Annotated in this window: 21 protein-coding genes (1 of these 21 cut by a window edge); 18 read left to right on the forward strand and 3 right to left on the reverse strand. The window is 44.8% G+C overall.

Features of this window, described 5'->3' with window-relative positions; genetic code table 11:
- Positions 1–69: 69 nt before the first annotated feature.
- Together MKX46_RS01760 and MKX46_RS01765 are read right to left on the reverse strand one after the other, a co-directional pair.
- The gene (locus tag MKX46_RS01760; RefSeq protein ID WP_341070812.1) at positions 70–1,194 is read right to left on the reverse strand and encodes a GGDEF domain-containing protein; all 1,125 of its coding nucleotides are present in this window, start codon (positions 1,192–1,194) and stop codon (positions 70–72) included.
- A gap of 95 nt (positions 1,195–1,289) precedes the next feature.
- Positions 1,290–3,725, reverse strand: coding sequence for a GH36-type glycosyl hydrolase domain-containing protein (locus MKX46_RS01765; protein ID WP_341070813.1), 2,436 nt, complete (start codon positions 3,723–3,725; stop codon positions 1,290–1,292).
- A gap of 224 nt (positions 3,726–3,949) precedes the next feature.
- Between MKX46_RS01765 and MKX46_RS01770 the strand changes: the two genes are divergently transcribed.
- Entirely contained in the window at positions 3,950–4,684 is a 735-nt protein-coding gene (locus MKX46_RS01770) for a thioesterase II family protein (RefSeq protein WP_341070814.1), read from the forward strand.
- Between the two features lie 19 nt (positions 4,685–4,703).
- Positions 4,704–5,558: a sugar phosphate isomerase/epimerase family protein gene (locus tag MKX46_RS01775; protein ID WP_039275066.1), complete on the forward strand. Its 855-nt coding sequence runs from the start codon at positions 4,704–4,706 to the stop codon at positions 5,556–5,558.
- A 93-nt stretch (positions 5,559–5,651) separates the two neighbouring features.
- Here the strand turns inward: MKX46_RS01775 and MKX46_RS01780 are convergent, their stop codons facing one another.
- On the reverse strand, positions 5,652–6,020 hold the full coding sequence (locus tag MKX46_RS01780; protein WP_029515033.1) for a DUF423 domain-containing protein: 369 nt from the start codon (positions 6,018–6,020) through the stop codon (positions 5,652–5,654).
- 315 nt (positions 6,021–6,335) lie between these two features.
- Between MKX46_RS01780 and MKX46_RS01785 the strand changes: the two genes are divergently transcribed.
- From MKX46_RS01785 to MKX46_RS01860, 16 genes are all read left to right on the forward strand, one after another.
- Complete coding sequence (locus MKX46_RS01785; protein WP_341071892.1) at positions 6,336–9,284, forward strand: glycoside hydrolase family 48 protein; 2,949 nt, start codon at positions 6,336–6,338, stop codon at positions 9,282–9,284.
- 139 nt (positions 9,285–9,423) lie between these two features.
- Entirely contained in the window at positions 9,424–9,927 is a 504-nt protein-coding gene (locus MKX46_RS01790) for a ferritin (protein ID WP_029515030.1), read from the forward strand.
- Between the two features lie 290 nt (positions 9,928–10,217).
- Positions 10,218–10,766 (forward strand): GNAT family N-acetyltransferase, encoded by a 549-nt coding sequence (locus MKX46_RS01795; protein WP_029515029.1) that lies wholly within the window; start codon positions 10,218–10,220, stop codon positions 10,764–10,766.
- A 290-nt stretch (positions 10,767–11,056) separates the two neighbouring features.
- Positions 11,057–13,084 (forward strand): S9 family peptidase, encoded by a 2,028-nt coding sequence (locus MKX46_RS01800; RefSeq protein ID WP_341070815.1) that lies wholly within the window; start codon positions 11,057–11,059, stop codon positions 13,082–13,084.
- Between the two features lie 113 nt (positions 13,085–13,197).
- On the forward strand, positions 13,198–14,301 hold the full coding sequence (locus MKX46_RS01805) for a DNA alkylation repair protein (protein WP_341070816.1): 1,104 nt from the start codon (positions 13,198–13,200) through the stop codon (positions 14,299–14,301).
- A gap of 177 nt (positions 14,302–14,478) precedes the next feature.
- Positions 14,479–16,068: an acyl-CoA synthetase gene (locus MKX46_RS01810; protein ID WP_341070817.1), complete on the forward strand. Its 1,590-nt coding sequence runs from the start codon at positions 14,479–14,481 to the stop codon at positions 16,066–16,068.
- 47 nt (positions 16,069–16,115) lie between these two features.
- The gene (locus MKX46_RS01815) at positions 16,116–17,348 is read left to right on the forward strand and encodes an aminopeptidase (protein ID WP_341070818.1); all 1,233 of its coding nucleotides are present in this window, start codon (positions 16,116–16,118) and stop codon (positions 17,346–17,348) included.
- Positions 17,349–17,576: 228 nt separating this feature from the next.
- Positions 17,577–18,167: a TetR/AcrR family transcriptional regulator gene (locus tag MKX46_RS01820; protein WP_341070819.1), complete on the forward strand. Its 591-nt coding sequence runs from the start codon at positions 17,577–17,579 to the stop codon at positions 18,165–18,167.
- Between the two features lie 18 nt (positions 18,168–18,185).
- Positions 18,186–18,812, forward strand: coding sequence for an HXXEE domain-containing protein (locus tag MKX46_RS01825; protein ID WP_029516795.1), 627 nt, complete (start codon positions 18,186–18,188; stop codon positions 18,810–18,812).
- 120 nt (positions 18,813–18,932) lie between these two features.
- Complete coding sequence (locus MKX46_RS01830) at positions 18,933–19,634, forward strand: DUF4309 domain-containing protein (RefSeq protein ID WP_069012581.1); 702 nt, start codon at positions 18,933–18,935, stop codon at positions 19,632–19,634.
- Between the two features lie 145 nt (positions 19,635–19,779).
- On the forward strand, positions 19,780–20,307 hold the full coding sequence (locus tag MKX46_RS01835) for a TetR/AcrR family transcriptional regulator (protein WP_029516793.1): 528 nt from the start codon (positions 19,780–19,782) through the stop codon (positions 20,305–20,307).
- Positions 20,308–20,523: 216 nt separating this feature from the next.
- Positions 20,524–21,114, forward strand: a complete 591-nt coding sequence (locus MKX46_RS01840; protein WP_029516792.1) for a sulfurtransferase TusA family protein — start codon at positions 20,524–20,526, stop codon at positions 21,112–21,114.
- Positions 21,111–21,587, forward strand: a complete 477-nt coding sequence (locus tag MKX46_RS01845; protein WP_029516791.1) for a DsrE/DsrF/DrsH-like family protein — start codon at positions 21,111–21,113, stop codon at positions 21,585–21,587. Before MKX46_RS01840 ends, MKX46_RS01845 begins: the two co-directional genes overlap by 4 nt.
- Positions 21,588–21,663: 76 nt before the next feature.
- Positions 21,664–21,930 (forward strand): metal-sensitive transcriptional regulator, encoded by a 267-nt coding sequence (locus MKX46_RS01850; protein WP_013310304.1) that lies wholly within the window; start codon positions 21,664–21,666, stop codon positions 21,928–21,930.
- 233 nt (positions 21,931–22,163) lie between these two features.
- Positions 22,164–22,844: a YetF domain-containing protein gene (locus MKX46_RS01855; protein ID WP_029516790.1), complete on the forward strand. Its 681-nt coding sequence runs from the start codon at positions 22,164–22,166 to the stop codon at positions 22,842–22,844.
- 303 nt (positions 22,845–23,147) lie between these two features.
- On the forward strand, positions 23,148–23,701 hold the 5' portion of the coding sequence (locus MKX46_RS01860; protein ID WP_029516789.1) for a trans-sulfuration enzyme family protein. It continues 607 nt past the right edge of the window; 554 of the gene's 1,161 nt are visible here — the first part of the coding sequence; its start codon is at positions 23,148–23,150; the stop codon falls past the right edge of the window.

The following is a 23,701-nucleotide window of genomic DNA, read 5'->3' on the forward strand; positions in this document are numbered from 1 at the left end:
TACATTTTAAGCTCTATATACAAGAAAACTCCGGCAAGCCGGAGTCTCATCAAATGAAGTGTTTTTACATTAAGCGATATGATTAAGAGCAACAATTTTGTTTTTCCCGGAGCGCTTAGCTTGGTACAGATAGTCATCTGCTTGCTGAAAAAATACATCTTTATCTTTGTTCATTTCCTCTGTATAGCTTTTCAGTCCAATGCTTACGGTTACAGAAACGATTTGCAATTTCTCATGAAAGGTCATTTTCTCCACTTCACGCCGGATGTTTTCGACGATCTGATAAGCTTCTTCGAAAGTATGCTCGAACATCAAAATAGCAAATTCCTCACCGCCATAGCGAGCTGCAATGTCATTTGCGGTAATCTGTTCTGTAATGATTTGCGAGATGCCTTCCAAAATTTTATCTCCGAACTGGTGTCCGTAAGTGTCATTGATCTTCTTGAAATTATCAATATCCACTAACGCCAGATGGATGATCGCTCCTTGTTCGGCATATTCGAGTGCTTTTTCATAAAAGTTTTGAAAGGACAAATGATTGTACAGCTTTGTCAAACCATCAGTCATTGACATTTTGCTGATAATCGCATTACTGATCATTAATTCCTGTTGGGCACGCTTTGTTTTATACAAATCCACTAACAAATCGCGGCCGCTGGCCTGAATAATGAGAGCAAGAAAGGTGGACATAATCAAAAAGGTTGGAATCGCCACAATATCAAAGTCTGACAAATAGCTGCGGAATGATCCATCTGCTGCCAGCAACAGAAAAAAGACGACCACTTGCAATACAAAGGAAAGCCATATTAAGCGACGATTGAAGAACAGAATAGAAGAGAAAATAGGCAACAAACATAGCGCAGGAATAATCCGGATATCATAATTTAGACGAATAATCATCCAGCAAATGACGGTGCTTGCCATAAACAGGATCGCAAAAGAATACCTGTTAAATTTAAAATGAGCCAACTCTGCCAGTAAGTTGGAACCACTCATGATTAGCGTAGGAACAATCAGGGTTCCGACGTAAAATTCATAAGGCGAAGCGGCGTAATCAAGAAATAAGTAGCTGCCCAGCTGGACGATAAAATGTACAGCTATAATCATCCAATACAGTAATAACATTTTGCGTACCCAGTGGGCTTGCTTTGTTTTGTAATCCATGGTTTGAGTAAGCCGTTTTGTCTTGTTCATGATGTCACCACACTTAATGTATCTTTAGCCATTCTCGTATTATAAGATACTATGTGATGAAGTTGAAGCTAATTTTTTTGAAGGCCATGAACTTGTTAACCTAGTAACACTTTTACTTGGTGGATAGCCCCGTCCGCTGCAACCGGCAGAATATTATTCGTAAGGAGGGTACCGTCTACAGTAACCGTAGCTACACCCTTGGAGACATGCTGTGGATTCGTGATATGGATCACGTAGGTATCGCCACGGAAGACGCGGGTGACTGTGAATTCGTCCCAGGCTATAGGAATGCACGGGTCAATACGCAGACCGTCCCATTCCGGCTGGATACCGAGGATGGATTGAGTAATAGCTATAAAATTCCACGCCGCTGTACCCGTCAGCCAGGAATTTTTGGCTTCGCCTTCACGAACAGCATCCTTGCCCGCAATCATTTGAGCATACACATACGGCTCGGTGCGGTGAATGTCGCTGATGTCCTCCAGATAGGCAGGTGCAATTTTGCTATATAGCTCGAAAGCGCGATCCCCACGTCCTATTACGGCTTCCGCCATCATAATCCACGGGTTATTATGGCAGAAAATACCGGCATTTTCCTTATACCCGGGTGGGTAAGATGAGATTTCACCCAGATTGATGTAGTAACGGGAATAAGATGGATGTTGCAGCACGATGCCGTAGGGAGTTTCCAGTCGATCACGTGTAGAATCGAGAGCTTTATGTGCCAGGCCTTCTTCAACACCAATTCCTGCCATGACACAGAAACCTTGAGGTTCAATGAAAATTTGACCTTCCTCACAATCCTTGCTTCCGATTTTGTCTCCATAATGGTCATACGCACGTAAGAACCATTCCCCGTCAAAACCATGCTCCAATGTAGCTGCTCGCATACGATCCACATGGGCTTGAGCTGTGGACGCTTCTGCATCCAAACCTCTGCGCTTGCAGAGCTCAATAAAATCCGGTCCCGTATATACGAATAGTCCGGCGATAAACACGGATTCAGCTACTCGGCCCTCCAAATTCTGTGTTGTCTGATAGGACTCATCGGGTGTAGCGGAAAAACAATTGAGATTCAGACAATCGTTCCAGTCAGCTCGGCCAATGAGTGGAAGACCATGCGGACCAAGATTATTTATTACATGGTAAAAAGAACGCTTCAAATGTTCAAACAGCGTAGCCGCACGCTCTACATTTCCGTCAAAGGGCACTTGTTCGTCCAGTATGCCAAAGTCTCCCGTTTCTTTGATATACGCTGCGGTACCGACAATAAGCCATAACGGATCGTCGTTAAAGCCACCGCCAACCTCGTGGTTTCCTTTTTTGGTTAACGGTTGGTACTGATGATAAGCTCCGCCGTTTTCAAATTGAGTAGAGGCAATGTCGATAATCCGTTCCCGTGCCCGCTCCGGTATTTGGTGGACGAAACCGAGCAAATCTTGATTTGAATCCCGGAAGCCCATACCACGTCCGATACCAGATTCAAAATACGAAGCTGAACGTGACATATTGAATGTAACCATGCATTGATACGGGTTCCATATGTTTACCATTCGGTTCAGCTTGTCGTCGTGGCTTTGAAGGGTGTACTTGGACAGCAGATTGTACCAATAGGCTCGGAGTTCACTCAAAGCTTGTTTTACATCGGTTTCATCCGCAAACTGCGCAATCATGGCATGTGCCTGTTTTTTATTAATAACACCGTGGGACTCCCATTTCTCTTCCTCGGGATTTTCCACATAACCGAGTATAAAGTTACAGCTTGTTTCTTTGCCTGGCTCCAGCGTGATCTCAATGCAATGTGATCCGACAGGGGACCATCCGCTGGCAATAGAGTTCGAGGCTTGCCCAGCGGCGACCGTTTGAGGCTGATCTAATCCGTTGTAGAGTCCCAGAAAAGCTTCACGATCTGTATCATAACCCGCTAGCGGACGATTAGCAGAGAAAAAAGCATAGTGATTGCGGCGTTCACGGTATTCCGTTTTGTGATAAATGACAGAGTCCTGTATCTCAACCTCGCCCGTGTTCAAGTTGCGCTGGTAGTTGGTCATATCGTCATAGGCGTTCCACAGACAAAATTCCACGAACGAAAAGAGTTTGATCTTTTTGGTTTGTAACGATGTGTTCTGAAGCTTAACCTGATGGACCTCGCCGTCAAAGGATAGGGGTACAAAAGCCAGCTGCGTGGCTCGAATACCGTTGCGTTCTCCCATAATTGAGGTATAACCAAGTCCATGGCGGCATTCATACTGCTCCAGCTCCCGTTTGACCGGCATCCAGCCTGGAGTCCAATAATCCCCATCATCATAAATATAAAAATAACGACCACCGTTATCGACAGGAATATTATTGTAACGGTAACGTGTTAAGCGACGTAAGCGAGCATCCCGGTAAAATGCATAGCCGCCACTTGTATTGGAAATCAGTCCAAAAAATCGTTCATTACCTAAATAATTAATCCAAGGATAAGGGGTTTGAGGGGTGTGGATGACATATTCTTGATTGACATCATCGAAGAAACCATACTTCATGGCGCAGAACTCCTCTCGATTTGAAAAAATAAAAGGCCCAATACATGATTATATTCAAACATGAAGCCGTTCTTCCTTTAGGAAGATATTCCCCTCTTTATGTAAAATGCGCTTGATTTTCTCAACCTTTCTTCTGGGATTTGCAAAATATTTGAAATGGGTAAATATACCTTTTTATGCTAAAATGAAAAAGTTAGAACTTAGCAAGGCAGGAGGTTGCAAGAATGGCACCTATCACATTATTTTTCATCCCATATGCAGGCGGATCGGCGTCGGTCAGCTTCAAATGGAAAAAGTCGCTACTTCCGCAGATTAAGCTTGTTCCACTGGAATTAGCGGGCAGGGGTATTCGTTCTGGGGAACCGCTAAAGGAAAGCATTGAGGAGATGAGCGAGGATCTGATGCACAAGATCAGCGAAGAGATAGCCCCCGGCAATCCTTATGCCATATACGGCCACAGTATGGGGACGATGATCTCATTCGAGCTGTACTACAAGCTGGTGGCCGGTGGATATGGCAAGCCTGCTCATCTGTTCGTTTCGGGTGGACGGGCACCGCATGTCCCAAGAAATTCCCCGTGGTTACACGATCTGCCCGCAGATCAGTTCAGGACGCATTTGCAGCAGTACGGTCAGCTTTCGGAAGCGATTTTTGACAATCAGGAATTATACGACTATTTTATGCCCGTGTTAAGAGCGGATTTCAAAGCTGTTGAGTTGTATAAGTACACGGCTAAAGCCGCACTTTTACATTGTCCTATCACCGCTTTGACGGGAATGACCGATAACACGGTGACCTTACAAGATGCGGAGGCATGGGCACAGCATACGGATCAGCAATTTCGTATGTTTACCTTTGAGGGAGGACACTTTTTTATTCATGATGAAGTGGAGCGGATTACGCACATCATCAATGAGACCTTGGAGCAGATTACGGTAACAAGTAGCATACAAAAATAAAAATAAGAGGTGAATTTTAGTGACAGTAGGTGTATTGGCACATTTGTTTGGCAAGTTGCCTTATCGCGAATTGGCTGCAAAGGTAGGCGCAGCGGGCTTTACTCATGTTCAGCTGGCTCCGTGGAGAGCGATCAGTGATGTGGATTTTAATAAACCGGGTAAGTTCAATCCGGGATTGGCACTGTCTATAGCAGAAGAATTTCGTAAGCATGGTGTTTCCATCTCGGTGCTCGGGTGCTATTTGCATTTTTTTGTACAGGATGAGGAATTGCTGCGTGAAAATGTAGAGCGCTTTAAAGAGCTGATCCGATATGCGGGTCTGTTAGGAGCACCCATGGTTGCAGCCGAAGTGGGACGTAATGAGGATGGTACCGCCTATACGGAACGTGACTGGAGAGTTGTAAGGGAAGTAGTGCGTGAATTAGCAGATGAAGCGGAGAAGTGGGGCGTATTCGTAGGATTGGAAGCTGCAAACGATCACTTGGTAGGAACTGCCGTAGAGTTGGCTACCTTTCTGGAGGAAGTGCCCTCTTCACACATCGGTGTTGTGATTGATCCAGGTAATCTGCTGAAAACGGAAAATATGGCGCAGCAGGATGAGATCATTCGGGAAGCTTTCCAACTGCTGGGCCCCCGGATTATCGCTGCGCATGCCAAAGACCGGCGTTTGTCATCGTCGGGTGAAATTGAGACGGTGCCGCCGGGTTTTGGAGACATGAACTATGGCCTCTACATGGAACTGCTGGAGCAGTACAAGCCGGGGGTTCATATTATTATGGAAGCTGCTCAGGAGCATGAGATGGCTGAATCCAGACGTTATATCGAAGGACACCGGATAGCCGCTCAGAAAGCGCAACAAGTGCAGACGAAATAATGTATTCTTTCATAATACTCAGGAATGCTACGTTAATAATTCGAGAGACTTGGAAGCGCCTCCTTTTCCAAGTCTCTGTTTCTTTACCCTTGTTTAACCCTGCACAACCGCCACGATCACAATGACCCAGCTTGCCAAAAAAGCCAACCCGCCAAATGGGGTGATTGCTCCAAGCTTTTTCACACCGGATACACTAAGGGCATACAGACTGCCGGAAAACAGGAGAATACCCACCAGCATAACCCAGCCTGCGGTTACGATGAGAGAAGAATGGACAAGTCTGTCAGCAAGAACTCCAAGCAGCAGCAAACCCAGTCCATGAGCGATTTGATATTGAATTCCTGTCTGGAATATGCTCATCATGTCTGCGGAAAGTCTCTTTTTCAATGCGTGTGCGCCGAACGCTCCAAGCGCTACGGCTAAAAACATCACGATACAACCAAGCAATAGCAAAATTTTCATGTTTTAACGCCTCCCTGTGAAATAGTACCGATTCCAATCGATTTCGTCAATTTTCCTTGTGAAACTCTAAACATATATAATTTTTCGACTCTCATTTGGCGCCTAGTGTGGTATATTTTTTCCAGGGCCAATGCGAAGCATTTGGAGCAATAGACAGCGTGTCCTCCACCTTTTTTATGGGAAAGTGAGGTGATGGTGCTGTCTTTTTGTGCTGTCATTTTTCGGAATAAAATCTTGTGTAAAGTCAAAATTGATAATGGAGAGGATGAATGCAAAGTGATCAGCAGAAAATCCGTGTTCAGGAAATCTGTCTCTATGGTCATGTCAGCTATTTTGGTACTTCCGTTAACCTTGGGCTTATTTCAGGCAGAACCCGACCGTGCATCAGCTGCAACACCGGAATCGACACGCTTTCTACAATTGTATAAACAGCTGAAGGATCCGGCTAGCGGATACTTTTCAAAAGAAGGCATACCTTATCATTCCGTTGAAACGCTCATGAGCGAGGCTCCGGATTACGGACACTTAACGACTTCGGAAGCGTACAGCTACTGGATGTGGCTGGAAGTACTGTATGGTCATTATACCGGGGATTGGGGGCATTTGGAATCCGCGTGGGACAACATGGAGAAATATATCATTCCTGTTAATGAAGGCGACGGTAAGGAAGAGCAACCGACAATGAGTAACTATAACCCGAACAGCCCCGCCACTTATGCAGCAGAATATTCGCAGCCGGATCAGTACCCGAGCCTCCTGAGTGGTCAGTATGGTGCTGGCAAGGATCCGCTGGACTCTGAGCTGAAGGCAACCTATGGCAACAACCAGACATATCTGATGCACTGGTTGCTGGACGTGGATAATTGGTACGGTTTCGGAAATCTTCTGAATCCATCGCATACAGCAGCCTATGTAAACACCTTCCAGCGCGGGGAACAGGAATCGGTCTGGGAGGCTGTACCGCATCCATCACAAGATAATCATAAGTTTGGGAAGTCTAATGAAGGCTTTATGAGCCTGTTCACCAAGGAAAATAATGCCCCTGCACAGCAATGGCGCTACACGAATGCCACCGATGCGGATGCACGGGCGGTTCAAGCGATGTACTGGGCTAAGGAATTGGGATATGATAACTCCGTATATTTAAATAAAGCCAAAAAGATGGGAGACTTTTTGCGTTACGGTATGTACGATAAATACTTCCAGAAAACCGGAAGCGCTTCCAACGGTGCCCCTATTGCTGGTACGGGCAAGGATGCCAGCCTTTACCTGATGGCGTGGTATACGGCTTGGGGAGGCGGACTGGGCCAAAGCGGCAACTGGGCTTGGCGTATCGGCGCCAGTCATGCACATCAGGGCTACCAAAATGTCGTCGCAGCTTATGCGTTGTCCGATCAAGATGGTGGATTAATACCGAATTCTCCAACGGCGGGACAGGACTGGGCGACCTCGCTGAAGCGCCAACTGGAGTTTTATACTTGGCTGCAATCTGATGAGGGGGCCATTGCAGGCGGAGCGACGAATAGCTGGGATGGTGCCTACAAGGCTTATCCATCTGGCACGAGCACCTTTTATGGCATGGCTTATACAGGGGCTCCTGTATATAACGATCCACCGTCGAACAATTGGTTCGGGATGCAGGCTTGGCCTGTCGAGCGAGTTGCCGAGCTGTACTACATTTTAGCCAAGAAAGGGGATACTTGGTCCGAGCAGTTTAAAATGGCTAAACAAGTGACGGAAAACTGGATCGCATGGTCCAAGAACTATGTATTTGCCAACGAACGGCCTGTGACTGACGTGCAGGGATATTATTTGGATGCACAAGGCAAGCGTATTCTGGGTGGCAAAAATCCGAAAGTGGCTACTACAGCAGCTAAAGGCGAATTCTGGCTGCCGAGCAATCTGGAGTGGAGTGGAAAGCCTGAAACCTGGAGCGGATTTGCCAATCATAAAGGGAATACCAATCTCCATGTGGTAACAAAGAATCCGGGGCAGGATGCCGGAGTACTGGGCAGCTATGTTAAAGCACTTACTTTCTTTGCTGCTGGAACGAAAGCTGAAAAAGGAGACTATTCCGAGTTAGGCAAGGAAGCTAAGGATCTGTCTAAAGCTTTGCTTGATGCTGCATGGGGTTATAACGATGGTATAGGTATTACAACGAAGGAAGCTCGCGAGGATTATTATCGTTATTTTACTAAAGAAGTGTATATCCCGAACGGCTGGAGTGGTAAGACTGGACAAGGCAACACGATCCCTGGCACAGACGCTACCGCTTCTGACCCGTCCAAGGGCGGCAATGGTACCTATTCCAGCTATAGCGATACCCGGCCTAATATCACTAAAGATCCGCAATGGTCCTATCTTAAAGATAAATACACGACTTCTTGGAACAATCAGACCAAAAAATGGGATAAAGGTGCTCCAGAATTTACGTATCACCGTTTCTGGTCCCAAGTCGATATGGCAACGGCTTATGCTGAGTATGACCGTCTCATTAACGGTAGTGGACCAACCGAGCCGACAGCTCCCAAAGCTCCGGCAAATGTGAAGGCAAACGCAGGGGATGCTCAGGTTACACTCACTTGGAGCAAAGCGACGGGTGCTGATAGCTATACGGTCAAGCGCTCGACAACCAGTGGTGGTCCTTATACCACAGTAGCAACGGTAACAGACAGCACTTACAAGGATACAGGAGTGCTGAATGAAACCACTTATTATTATGTAGCAAATGCAACAAATTCTTTAGGAACCAGCCCGGATTCTGTCGAGGTCAGTGCTAAGCCTACGGCAGCTCCCATTCCAGCAACGGGAGACGTGATTGCCCAATACCGCGTGGGCGACACTAATCCGGGAGATAACCAGATTCGGCCACTGTTCCGTGTTGTAAACAAGGGTAAAGAGGCTGTCGAACTGAAAAATGTTAAGCTGAGATACTACTATACCGTAGATGGCGACAAGTCACAGGAATTCCATTGTGACTATGCACAGTTGGGTAGTAGTAACGTTCAGGGACGTTTTGTGAAACTGGATAAGGTCGTTACAGGTGCAGATTATTATCTGGAGATCTCCTTTGGAGCTGGTGCGGGAAGTCTGGCAGCAGGGGAAAATACAGGAGATATTCAAATTCGCATGAACAAGACGGACTGGAGCGACTATAACGAAAGTGATGATTTTTCCTATGATTCTACCAAGACCTCTTATACGGATTGGGACAAAGCACCTTTGTATATAAACGACAAACGTGTTTGGGGCCTGGAGCCTTGATTGCGAACTGAGTGTGGAAATCGCGGGCGGAATGTGAGAGCACTGAACTGAATTCATTTCCGTCCGTTTTTTTGTGATCGGATTCGTGGTACACTATGATCGTTACATCATTACATACATGACCGAGGTGACCTGAGACATGAATGACAATTTGGCACAGGCTCTGAATGAGCAAATGAACTTTGAATTTTACTCCGCTCACGTATATTTGGCGATGGCTGCTTATTGCTCCAGTGAAAGTCTGGATGGGTTTGCAAACTTCTTCCTAGTACAAGCTGAGGAGGAACGGTTTCATGCCATGAAACTGTATAAATACATTAATGATCGTAGAGGACGCGCTACATTGGCTGCATTACCAGAGCCCAAAAATAGCTACGATTCCATGCTGGACGTATTTGAGCATGGCTACAAGCATGAGCAGCAAAACACGCAAAAATTTTATCATTTGGCTGACTTGGCCCTCGATGCACGTGAGCATGCAACGATCCATTTCTTGAAATGGTTTATTGATGAGCAAGTCGAGGAAGAAGCGCTGTTCGACAGTGTTATCCAGAAGCTTAAACGCATTGAAAGAGACAGCAACGCCTTTTATATGCTGGACAGCGAGTTTGCCAAACGCAGCTTTACTGCCCCTGTGGAGTAACACTGCAAACATGTTGTGTTTGAAAATGCCTGAGGCATGGACAGCATTTTATTCGTCAAGAAAGTAAAGGGGCCCGGCTTTCGGGCTTTTTTGCGTTGACTTTGATTTACCGAATGCCCCTCTTTCGAGGGGATATTGTTATTTTAAATGGAGTTATAGAAAAAATTAATTTGTCGCTGGATGGTGAGCATGCTACAGTTATGTTAACTTTTATATCTGATTAAATAGATAGGAATAATTATATAGTGGTTCACGCGTTTTATAAAAACACTATAAGGAGGCGGGTTAGTATGAGTGAAATCTATCGTCTGGCACTCCAAGAGGACGCAGAAAGATTGCAGTATGTGACGTATGAGGCGTATGAAACAATTCGGCAGTTGGGGCTTCGATGGCCTGCCGCTCAGGCAGACGTTGCTCTCATTCAAGAAAATATTAAAAATAATGATTGCTATGTGCTGGAAGTAGACGGTGTCATTCAGGCTACCGTTAGCCATCTCAAAAATAGAGCCCTTAATTTTATAACCGATCTACCGTTTGTGATGTGGTTTGCTGTAGACCCGGCTACCCAGGGCAAAGGATATGGGAAAAAATTGTTGAATTGGGTAGAGCAAACGATTATACGTGATCAGGTGGGAGCTCCTGCAGTAACACTGGCGACTGCAGAAAAGCATCCCTATTTGCTATCCATGTACGAGCGTTGGGGATATGAACGTATCCATGCTTTTGACCATGGAACAGGGGACGGGACGATGCATTTACTGCGTAAAGTGGTGAATCCTGAATTATTCTCCACTTACATTCGTGAAAAAAATGAAGCCGAGACAGCCAACCAAAATTAGACCCGATCAACCGGAACAGACGAAGCCGATTCGTTCGCTGAAAGGGGCTTGGAGCGAATGAATTTTCAGTTATGATTGATGAATAACGTTACCCTCTCTCATGAAATTAACCGAAATAACGGTGTTTTCTGGTCGATAGCGACTGAGAGAGGGGCTTTTTAATTTTGGACAAATTGACAGAAATAAATTAAAAGAGTAACGTAATTGTATAATTATTATAATCACATAAAATTAATCGGATTAATTAAAATTTGAAAATGTGGAATCTGATGATATAAGGAGGGATTTTTTTGGGCGACTCGCAATTTAGCACGACCAAGCGCTGTATAACAGCCGAGGATTTATATCGACTTCACTGGGTTAGCGATCCAGTTATTCATCCTATTAGTGGTGAAATCGCTTACGTAGAACAGTATATTAATAAAGAACGGACAGATTATAACTCAGGAATTTGGCTATTATCGTCCGATGGCGCTAGCGCATTACCCTTTACATACGGACCGAAAGATGAAATGCCTGTCTGGTCACCCGACGGATCACAACTAGCTTTTCTCCGTACAACAGACGGCAAGCGCCAGGTATGGATTATTCCAGAACGCGGGGGAGAGGCACGACAGCTTACATACGTAGAGAACAACGTTCGTTCATTAGCCTGGTCTCCTAATGGGACCTGCATATCGTTTGTAGCTAAAACGGCCGAGAACCCGTCAAGCCCGATATCCGATGAAGGAACTCAGGAGACGCAACTTAAGGGACGAGTTGTTAATCGAACGAAAGCTAAATCCGACGGCTATGGACTGTGGGATGATACTCGTGATCACTTGTATGTAACGGATATGACTTCGGGGCACACAGTTCAACTGACTTCCGGCGCTTATGATGTGGCAGAGCCTGTGTGGTCACCGGATGCTCAACGTATTTTATTCGTCGCCAGAATAGCAGAACATTCGAAAGAGGATACGGATTTACGTGAACTAAATGATTTGTTTACGATAACTCCTGCGATTTCAAATGATGATGCCGCAGCACCGCTTAAGCTGACCCATTCTGAACTGCACATCGAGAGTGCTGCTTATTCTCCCGACGGTTCAACGATTGCCTTTTACGGCCATGATCGACATGCCAAAGGCGCTACTCAGACCCGACTGTACACGGTTCCTTCCAGTGGGGGGAAGGCAGTATGCGTTAGTGAGACGCTTGACGCTCACCTTGGTAATGCGGGTATGAGCGACATGCGTTCACATCTTCATATAGGACCACCACGCTTCAGTGCGGACGGTCAATCCCTGTACACGCTGGTTACACGTGAAGGAAATGTGCACGTATATCAGTTTGCTCTTGATGGAACTTTTAAAATTTTAACGCAAGGAGAACGAGAAATTTACCAATTCGAGCTTACATCGGATGAGCAGCATATCATTGCCGCTTCCACCGATGTAACTTTACCAGGCGATTTGTTCCGGATTGCGATTCATTCAGGAACTGAGGAACGGCTGACACGAGTAAATGATTCTTTGCTTGATGAGATTGAGATTAGTGTGCCTGAGTGCTTTTGGACGGAGGTTGAGGATGGCCGACGGGTGCAGGGATGGGTAATGAAGCCTGCTGGGTTTAAGGAGGGAGTATCCTATCCTGCCATTTTGGAGATACACGGTGGCCCTCATGCCATGTATTCCAATTCTTTTTTTCATGAATTTCAGTTGCTGGCCGCTCAGGGATATACAGTCATCTACACGAATCCCGGAGGAAGTCGAGGGTACGGACAGTCTTTTACCAATGTCGTCCTTAGAGATTACGGCGGACGCGATTACACTGATCTACTGAGCGCAGTGGACGAGGCTATACGCCAGTTCCCATTCATTGATCCGGAAAGGCTGGGTGTAACAGGGGGCAGCTATGGTGGCTTTATGACAAACTGGATTGTTGGCCATACCGATCGTTTCCGCGCAGCTGTAACCCAGCGCTCCATATCTAATTGGCTGTCAATGTATGGAGTGAGCGACATAGGGTACTCGTTTACTGAAGATGAAGTCGGCGGGAATCCGTGGGAGGATTGCGAGCTCTTGTGGAGGCAATCTCCACTGGCTTATGTGCAGCAAATTAACACACCGCTGCTCATATTACATGGGGAGCAGGATCTGCGATGCCCTATAGAGCAGGGAGAACAGCTGTTTACAGCATTGCGTCGCTTGGGGAAACCTACGCAATTTGTCCGTTTTCCAGCTTCAAGTCACGAGCTTTCACGAAAAGGGCACCCGCAGCTTCGCGTGGAACGACTGCAACGCATTACCAATTGGTTTGCCCAACACGAATTATAAGTTAAATCGATTTCTTGTGTTGATGTAAAAATGTCAGGTCCTCATCATAGGACTTGGCATTTTTAGTATGCCTTGCTACAATTCTCTCAACCTCATTCAAAAGGAGATATATAATGGCTGAGCCCTTAAAAAATATGTACACGGAGAATTTTCTTCAACAATTCGGTGAAAAAGTACAGTCTGCATACAGGCCGTTCGATACCATCGGATTTATCCATCAAGTGATGGATAAAAAATGGGATGAGCTGGAGCTGAAAGAACGAATACGGCGTATTTCGTTAACATTAGGGGCATTTTTGCCCAGTAATTATGAAGAAGCTCTGGGTATTCTTTTTACTATAGATGAGTATTGCAGTGGTTTTCCGTACTTGTTTTTCCCCGATTTTGTGGAGGTGTATGGACAGGGAGAAGGGCATTGGGACCTGTCCATGAAGGCGCTGGAGCGATTCACATCTAGGTCCTCTGCGGAGTTCGCCGTAAGACCCTTCCTCTTGCGTGAACCGGAACGGATGATGCAGCAGATGACGACCTGGGCGGGACATCAAAGTGAGCACGTTCGCCGTCTTGCCAGCGAAGGCTGCCGTCCACGGCTGCCCTGGGGACAGGCGTTGCCTGTGTTTAAGCGCGATCCTGCTCCAGTATTGGCTGTATTGGAATTACTGAAAGCCGATCCATCACTATATGTACGTAAAAGTGTAGCCAACAACCTGAACGATATTGCCAAGGATCATCCTGATGTGGTCATTGCTACGGCTCAACGGTGGAAAGGGACACATCCTGACACCGACTGGATTGTGCGTCATGGCTGCCGGACCCTGATTCGCAAATCCATCCCCGAAGTGATGGCAATGTTCGGCTATGCGGATGAAACAGACGGGGGACCGTTGGTCACGGGTGCCTCTTTCACCACAGACCCTGCCGTGCTAAAGCTTGGTGATAGCTGTGAGTTGAGCTACGCGCTTCAGCTTCGTGAAGGTGACCCGGTACGAGTCCGCATCGAGTACGGCATTGACTTTGTAAAGGCGAGAGGACAAGTTTCACGTAAACTGTTTTTGCTATCTGACAAAACGGTCCCCGGAGGAACCCATCTTACAGGTACACGGACACACCGTTTTGCAGACCTGACAACTCGTCGCCATTATGCGGGAACGCATCGGATTGCGTTGCTCGTAAATGGTCAGGAAGCGGCTTATACAGTGGTAGAACTCCAGTTGTAGATCAAGATTGCAGTGAAGAGAAAGAGTCTGAAATCAGGCTCTTTCTTTTTGTGGTTGTTTTTACCCAATTCATTTTTTTCCAAAAAAATGATTCTGGTATTAGAACCTGGTACTAAGACGTGTTATACTACAGTAAGAAAGTGGATCTCATCTTATGTATAAAGGGGAAGGTATAATTTGACAGATCAACAACAATGGCTTGCGCCTGAATCTTACAATATGACTTCGGAAATGGAACACCATGAGGCTGATAAAACAGCACTTAAGTGGCTGAGTGAGACAGGAGAATACGAAGAAATCACCTATGGAGAGCTGTTGAAAAAGGCTAATCGACTGGCTGGAGGACTCGCAAGTCTGGGATTTAACAAAGGTGACAGAGTTCTGGTCGTAGTACCACGGCGTATTATTGCGTATGTAATTTATTTAGCCTGCTTGAAGCTGGGGCTTGCTGTCATTCCATCTTCAGAAATGCTGCGTGCCAAGGATATTGCATATCGTCTTCGCCATTCTGAAGCACGCGCAGTCATTGCCTGGACCGGAGTAACAGGTGAAGTGGACAAAATAAGCGATGATTTGCCTACTCTGGATTATCGTATCGTGGTCTCCGGGGACGACACGCTAGATGTATCTGGCTGGCTCGTGCTGAATGAGCTGATGGATGGACAGGAAGATACTTTTGAAGCTGTGAAGACGCACCGTGACGACATGGCCATTCTGGCCTATACTTCGGGCACCACGGGAAATCCTAAAGGTGTTGTACATAGCCATGGCTGGGGATATGCTCATCTGCGGATAACATCACCATGGTTGGATATTCGAGCTTCAGACGTAGTATGGGCTACAGCTGCACCAGGATGGCAAAAGTGGATTTGGAGTCCGTTTTTATCTGTACTGGGGAATGGAGCGACCGGATTCGTATATAATGGTCCGTTTCGTCCGGGTCGCTATTTGCAGTTCATGCAGCAGTACGGAATCCAAGTGTTGTGCTGTACGCCGACAGAATATCGGATTATGGCGAAAACGGATGGTTTGGATCAATATGATCTATCCCAATTGCGCAGCGCAGTTTCTGCGGGAGAGCCTCTCAATCAGGAGGTCATTAATAAGTTTCAGGAGCAGTTCAACATTACGATTCGTGACGGCTACGGTCAAACGGAGAGCACATTAATTATTGGTAATTTAAAGGATGCACCTCTGCGTACAGGCTCGATGGGCAAATCTATTGCACTGGGACTCGTTGAGGTCGTAGACGAGGATGGCATTCCGCTGGCTCCGGGGCAAGTGGGCGATATTGCGGTACGCGCTGATCTGCCGGCATTATTCCATACGTATTACCATGATCCAGAACGCAAATTAGCTAGTGTCCACGGAGATTATTTTGTTACGGGAGACCGGGCTCGCAAAGATGAGGATGGATATTTCTGGTTCGAAGGACGTGGGGATGATATCATTATCAGTTCTGGCTATACCATTGGTCCTTTTGAAGTAGAGGAAGCGCTTATGAAGCATGACTCCGTGCAGGAATGTGCTGCCGTAGCCAGCCCTGACGAGATCCGTGGACATGTTGTAAAGGCTTTTGTCGTACTCAAAGCTGGGGTAGAAGGATCACCGGCGTTAGTGAAGGAACTGCAACATCATGTGAAAACATGGACGGCGCCTTATAAATACCCACGAAAAATAGAGTTTATTAAAGAACTCCCTAAAACCAGCTCAGGCAAAATACGAAGAGTGGAGCTGCGTGAACTGGAGAAGCAATCCGTACTGTAATGATGAAATTATTCAATATAATCAAAACGGAACAGGAGCGTGGAAAAATGAGTACATTTGAATCATTGTTGGAGCAATACGCAGAACTGGTTGTAAGAGTAGGGGTTAACATTCAGCCTGGACAGGTGTTTTTGGTAACTGCACCACTGGAAACTGTTGAGTTTACACGCCTGATTGTCAGCAAAGCCTATGAAGCAGGCGCTAAATATGTACAGGTAGAGTTTGAGGATGATTCCATTACACTTAGTCGTTTTGAACATGGTGACGAAGCTAGCTTCGATTACTACCCTGCTTGGAAGGCAGAAATGATGGAGAAATTTGCCGAAGAGGGTGGAGCCACACTAACGATTAAAGTGCCGAACCCCGATTTATATCAAGGCATTGATCCACAAAAGGTATCTCGTGCGACTAAGGCGGCAGCTACGGCGAGAGAAAATTTTTCCAAATATACCCGAAATCATAAAATTAGCTGGTGTTTAATTAAAGCGCCGACGAAGGCTTGGGCCGATAAAGTATTTGCAGATGTAGCAGAAGAGGATCGTATACGTGTCATGTGGGATACAATCTTCCAAATGAACCGTGTAGATGGCTCTGATCCTATTCAGAATTGGCAGAAACATTTGAAAAACCTTGAACAGGTACAAGACAAGCTGAATCATAAAAAGTATAAAAGTCTCCACTATCGTGCACCAGGAACAGATTTGCGAATTGAACTGGCTGACGGGCATATTTGGCGCAGCGGCGGTGGGGAGAACGAGCGCGGAGATTACTTTGTCGCGAATATGCCGACAGAAGAAGTGTTCACGATGCCTAAGCGTACAGGTGTGAATGGTCATGTCACAAGTACCATGCCACTCAATTTAAATGGACAACTGGTGGATCGCATAACGTTTACCTTTAAGGACGGTAAAGTCACTGAATATACAGCAGAATCCGGCGAGCAGCATCTGACTCATTTGCTCGCTACGGATGAAGGGGCCAGCTATTTGGGAGAAGTTGCGCTGGTGCCGCACGATTCACCGATCTCCAATCTCAATCGTATTTTTTACAATACAGGTATCGACGAAAATGCCTCCTGTCACTTGGCCCTAGGCAGTGCGTATCCATTTAATATGGAAAATGGGACACAAATGAACCGGGAGGAGCTGCTCCAGAACGGTGCCAATGTCAGTCTGACTCATGTTGACTTCATGATCGGCTCAGCTGAGCTGGATATTGATGGCGAACTGCAAGATGGAAGTAAAGAAGCCGTGTTCCGCAAAGGAAATTGGGCTATTTAGTCCTTTTCTCAACCTCAATTCAATCAACCCGCAAACGATCTCATTCGTATGCGGGTTTTTCTATTCCCTAAATCTCAAATCACTCCTTGTTTTGTGAAATATAAAGTGCTAAACTGAGTTCAAACAAAAATTTAAACAATGTTTTAATTGTTGTTTGAAAAGTTGCTTATATAAAGTTGTCCGTTTCATTTGTCCGTTATGATTGAACGAAACAGGAGGAGGAAAAACATGAATCACCCAGACAAAAAACAACAAACCAAAGAAAAAATCTTAGACGCTACGCTGGAATTTATTCAAAAGGAAGGTTTTGAGGCGGTTACAATCCGAAAAATTGCCGATCTGTCTGCTACTAATATTTCATTAGTTAATTATTATTTTGGCTCCAAGGAAAATTTGCTCAGTGAAGCTATTGAAGTGATATTAAATGGCTTTCAACACACCTTTTCTATTTTGGATAATACAGCGATCCCCCCCCGAGATAGACTGAAACAATTTTTACATAACTATTTACAGGTGATTCGTCAATATCCAGAGCTTCTTTCGCGAATTATTGCCATGGGTAGCACGCCCTTCACATCTCAACAGGAATACGGAAGGTTTTTAAACATAATGGGATTTCCAAAGGTTCAGAACACGATCAAGGAGCTGACAGGCGAGCAACAGCCGGAGCGCTTGTTAGCGATGATGCTGCAAATATTCGGAGCTATTTTTCTGCCCGCATTGATGAGTCCGATTCTTGAATCAGGGGCAGTTGTGAAAATACCTTCAATAGAGGAACAATTAAATCTGCTGTTTGAAAGATATTTTGATCAAAAATAAAGCATAGGAGTGACTAATATGAATTATTTGAGAAAATATTGGCAAGATGCAGGGGCTATAATCGGTGTGGTCGTATGTGTTGTTTTGCTTATGAATCAAGCTATCCTTTCGGATATAACAGGCATGTTATGGTTGAGTTTTGTAGCTATATTGTTTCATCAATTTGAGGAGTACCGCTGGCCTGGATATTTTGCTGGTTTATTTAACAACGTTATGTTTAAAAGTGAAGCACCCGATCATTACCCCTTAAACACTCAATCAGCGATGATTATCAATGTTGCAATTGCCTATGTGTTTTACCTGCTCCCCGTATGGTTTCCGCAAGTAATCTGGCTTGGACTCGCACCCGTTTTTATGGGATTTTTTCAGGTCGTCTGGCACGGTATCGTCGTAAATATTAAAGCAAAAACCCTATATAATCCTGGCTTGTTTACGGCACTTCTCCTGCATGTTCCAGTCGGAATTTGGTATATACATGCAATAGTACAGCGAGACATCCCAACGGCAATAGACTGGATTGCGGGTACGATCTACTTTGTTTTTGCTGTATACATCTTCATCATTAAAGGGAATATATGGTTGAAGAAGAGTGACTCTCCTTACTCCTTTTCTAAACAACAGCTGGGATCTTATGGTCGTAAATAGTGTATATTAGAAAATCATTAATGTCCTTGTTTACAAGTTGGAAACAAGTAGAGGTATTCTGGAAACGAGGTTCGGTTACACTTGGTTTGTACCCATGAACAAGGAAAGAGTGATCTTATAATGAAGCATACACATCAATCTTATGATCGTAAAAAGTTGGCTTACAAGCTAATCACCACTAGTGCTTTATTGGCGATAGGTTTTGCTGTGATGACAGGATGCAGCAATAGCGGGGAAGCAAAATCAACTGCTCCTACTAAAGCAGAAACAGTCACATCGCCTGCTAGTTCTACAGATCAAAACACGGATCTCAATACTAATGGGCAAGGCTCAACCTCAACCTCGACCCATCAAGAATCTGCCAATAGTACAGCTACACCTCACAGTAAACACAGCCCTGCAGCTGCTATATTTAGCGCAGCCAAGCAGGGAACCTTACCGAATTTGCCTAAAGGTCTTGGCTTGGGAACTAGCAGCGATCTTTTATTTGAGCTGTGGGGGAAATCCGAGTCTGGTTCTACTGGTCCTATGAGAAGTTACGCTAAGTATCATACAGATATCATGCTGGATGGAAGCGATAAAGTTACAGAAATTACATCTTCCGATCCAGACTATAAAAAGTTGCTTATCAAACAAATTGTTGACGATTTAGGCCAACCTACGGAAACCGTTGATACCTCTAGAGACATACCTGACACAGCAGAAGCTAATTATACGATCAATAACACATCAGGACTTAGTTATAATTTAGTATTTTCCTATCAAACCAAAACGCAAAAGGTCAATTATATCCGATTATATTTTAACTCTAAAACGCCATAATTGGATGTATATAACAGAGTCGTTTTCGTTAGAATTGCGGAGGCGACTTTGTTCAAGCTCATTGTATTTTTAGTATATGTCGTTTATACTATTTTGTAATTGATTAATCACTAATCAGAAATGTTAAATAAAAGGATGAAAAAACATGACTAAAGCTACGTCAACATCTATAAATCGCCAAAAGGAAATCATATCTGCTGCCATTGAAGTGTTTGCTGAGATGGGCTACTACCGAGCTACAACAGCCAAAGTTGCAGAACGGGCCAATATTTCTCAACCCTATGTCTTTCGTTTTTTCGCTACCAAGGAAGCATTGCTTGTTGAAGCCCTGAAGGTTTCCTTTACACGTATCATAGATTCTTTTCACAGCGTCATTCATTCGGCCTCATCTGAGCAGCTCGAGCAAGAGCTAATTGCAGCCTATTCGCAAATTATGACGGAATACCGTAATGAAACACTTTTGCAAATGCAGGCGCAGACGATCCGCGAGGATGAGGTTGTAAGCGTGATGCAGCAAGGGTTACGTGAAATTCATACGACGGTGTATGATGCTTTCCGACGAGCAGGTATTGAACAAGCAATGGAAAGAACGATGCTTTTTCTCGCTAGAGGTATGCTGTGTAATATTTCGATGTCGCTGGATCTGCCAGAACTGATGAAAAAAGACGATTAATTTTGGTTTATGTTTATGCATTAGAGTCGCGTTTTTGCGCGGCTTTTTTTGCTTTTAATTTTATTTGTTTAAGACATGATTTTGTTTGCTTCTGAGAAAAAACGGCCAAATAAGTTGACAAGAGAAGTGAGTATCATTATCCTAATACCTATAGGGGTATATGTATAAAAGATTTAACTAAGCTAAGCCCCTCAAAAAACAGGCGGAGGTTATAGAATGTCATCAACTAACAATATCCAAGCAGATCATATTCTTGATTGTAAAGGGCTAGCTTGTCCTATGCCTATTGTAAAAGCAAGAAAGGCTATGAATGAGCTCGTTCCCGGAAAGATTATGGAGGTTCAGGCGACTGACAAAGGTTCATTAGCCGATTTTCAGAGCTGGGCCAAAAACACCGGACATCAATATTTGGGCACCCTCCAAGATGGAGATGTAATGAGACATTATCTACAAAAAGCAAATCTAGCTGAGGTGAAGAAGGAGCAAATATTTTCTTCTACGATAAGCCATGAAGAGCTACAAGCAAAATGTTCTGGCAAAGAGAACTTCATTTTACTCGATGTTCGTGAACCCGCTGAATTTACGCTTAAACATATCCCTGGATCTAAGCACATCCCTCTTGGCGAACTGGAGCACAGACTTTCTGAACTGAACTTGGAAGAAGAGATCGCAGTGATTTGCCAAGCTGGAGCACGCAGTGAAATGGCTTGTCAGTTATTAGTTGCCAAAGGCGCTAAAAAAGTCAAATCTGTGCTTTCAGGCATATCCGAATGGGCTGGAGAGACTAAGGGAAGCGAATCCATATGAGCACACCCAAAACAACGATTGTATTATTCAGCGGGGAGCTGGATAAGGCGATTGCTGCATTCATTATTGCGAACGGAGCGGCAGCATATGATCACGAAGTAACTATTTTCTTTACTTTTTGGGGGCTAAATACGTTACGCAAGGATGAAATCGTGAGCACTAATAAGGGGATACTCGAAAAAGCCTTTGGTTGGATCATGCCTCGTGGACCCAAAAAGCTTGCACTATCCAAAATGAATTTTGCCGGACTCGGTCCACAGATGATCAAGCATGTCATGAAAAAACACAATGCGCTTTCCTTGCCGCAGCTTATAGAGTTGGCACGAGAGCAGGGGATCAAGCTCGTCGCCTGTACCATGACCATGGATTTGTTAGGGCTGCAGCAAGAAGAGCTAATCGAAGGTTTGGAATATGCTGGGGTAGCCGCCTACTTGGGGGATGCTTCCCAGGGCAAGGTGAATCTATTTATTTAGGGTATCCTATTTATTTTTTTGGTTTATAATATACCTATACGTGTATATGGTAAGTCAAAAAAGGAGTGCATTACTTATGGATTACAATTACAGTGATGAACTGAAAACGCGCCTGAGGAGGATTGAGGGACAGGTGCGTGGGGTACTTCGTTTAATGGATGAAGGAAAATCGTGCAAAGACGTCGTTAGCCAGTTATCTGCCGTACGTAACGCATCAGATAAAGCGATTGCCCAAATTGTAGCAGAGAATCTGCAACGATGTATATTGGAAGAGCAAGAGGCAGGAGGAGACACGGATAAGCTGGTTAAAGAAGCGATTCAGCTGCTTGTGAAAAGTAGATAATCTGACTCCGGAGTCCAAGCTAGCGGGCAATGATGTCACTATGCACAAAATTACGGGAGCTGGCATATTGCCTTTGATTAAGATTATATACTAGCCGTAATTAAAAAGTTCGCTGCCTCTAGTTGGTAGCGGGCTTTTTTATTCGGACATTTCAGGAATAATCCTCTGTTTATGCTGAGGTAGGCCGGTGTAAATAACACATAACAAAACAACTTCTTCCGGGAGGCCTATTTATGGAGGTATTTGTTTCGATTGGTGTCAAATTGATCATCAGCTTTTTTGGCTTGTGGATCATTACTTTTATTACAGGTCGGAAAACACTCAGTCAGTTAACACCACTCGATTTCCTAACATCATTGGTGTTAAGCGAAATTGTGGGAAATACGTTATATGACGATAAGGTGACCATTGGGCAGCTTTTATTTGCTTTGGCACTATGGTGCGCGCTGGCCTACTTTTTTGAAAAAGCGACGACCCATTTTGTGAAATTTGGATATATGGCAGAAGGTCGAACAGTGCTGCTCGTGGATAAAGGGCAGGTTAATCAAGAAATGCTGGAGAAATATGACATAGAATTTACACAGCTACTCTCCATGCTACGCCAGCAAAATATTTTTTCTCTGCGTGAGGTCTGGTACGCTACGTTAGAGACGAACGGCTCCTTGTCAGTCATGCGGAAACCTGAATACGAGCCACCCGCCGCTCAGGATATGGGAATAGATGCACAGCCTGATCTTTTTTCTGTTACTGTCATTGATAAGGGAAGGTTGCTAAATGAATCTATGCGTGGGAAAACAATTGATATTGGAGAGATTAAGGCTAAGGTGCGAGAGCAGGGATATGATAGTATCGATGAGATTGCCTATGCAGAGTTAAGCGAGGATGGAACACTTCATATCGTGCCAATGAGATAGAAAAAACATTAAAAATAAGACCATTTTGATAATTAAGCCAAAAAAGAGGAGCAAGGTGAACAGTCAGGGTTGTACTTCCCAGCTCAAACAATGAAATACAGATGATCAACTCTGATACCCTGAGTGTATTTTTACTCATTGCTTCCATTCACTGCTCCATATTTATTTCATGCATTTAATTATCATTTTTAGATCCCAGCAGTTCTTTAAAAGATTTTTGAAATAACCCTATAGAATATTTGAGTCCCGGATTGAGGAGACTACCTCATGAGTTTGAAATTTTTCAGAAAGTGGTGATCAGATTTGAGTTTCTCGGATGATCAGCTTATCTGTCTCCGATTTGAGGACGAACTAGGGTGTTTTGCTAAGGCTGCTGCTCCTCCTATTTATGAGACTGCTCCATTTTTCTTTGATACTTACGAAGATTATGCTGAAGCGGCTAATAATGAAAAGGAGCATTATGTCTATTCGAGGGGAACCAATCCTACCGTTCAGATTGCAGAGCAAATGATTGCTGCACTGGAAGGTGGGGCGGACTGCAAGTGCTTTGCTTCCGGAATGGCTGCTATCAGTGCGGCTTTAATGTGTAGTTTATCCGCCGGGGACCATCTGATTCTGGTCGGACACATATACGAAACCTCCGTCAGCCTAGCTAAATACTTATCGAAGTTCAATATAAATTATACAATTGTACATTCCACTTCTACGGAAGCAGTTGCTGATGCCATCAACCCGCAGACCCGTGCTATTCTTATGGAGTCTCCTACCTCATTCACATTCGATATGGTAAATATTCAGGAGGTAGCTTCGCTTTCCAAATCGAAGGGCATCCGCACAATCATAGATAATTCATGGGC

It is taken from the genome of Paenibacillus sp. FSL P4-0113 (genome assembly GCF_038009305.1).
Taxonomy (GTDB): domain Bacteria; phylum Bacillota; class Bacilli; order Paenibacillales; family Paenibacillaceae; genus Paenibacillus; species Paenibacillus polymyxa_D.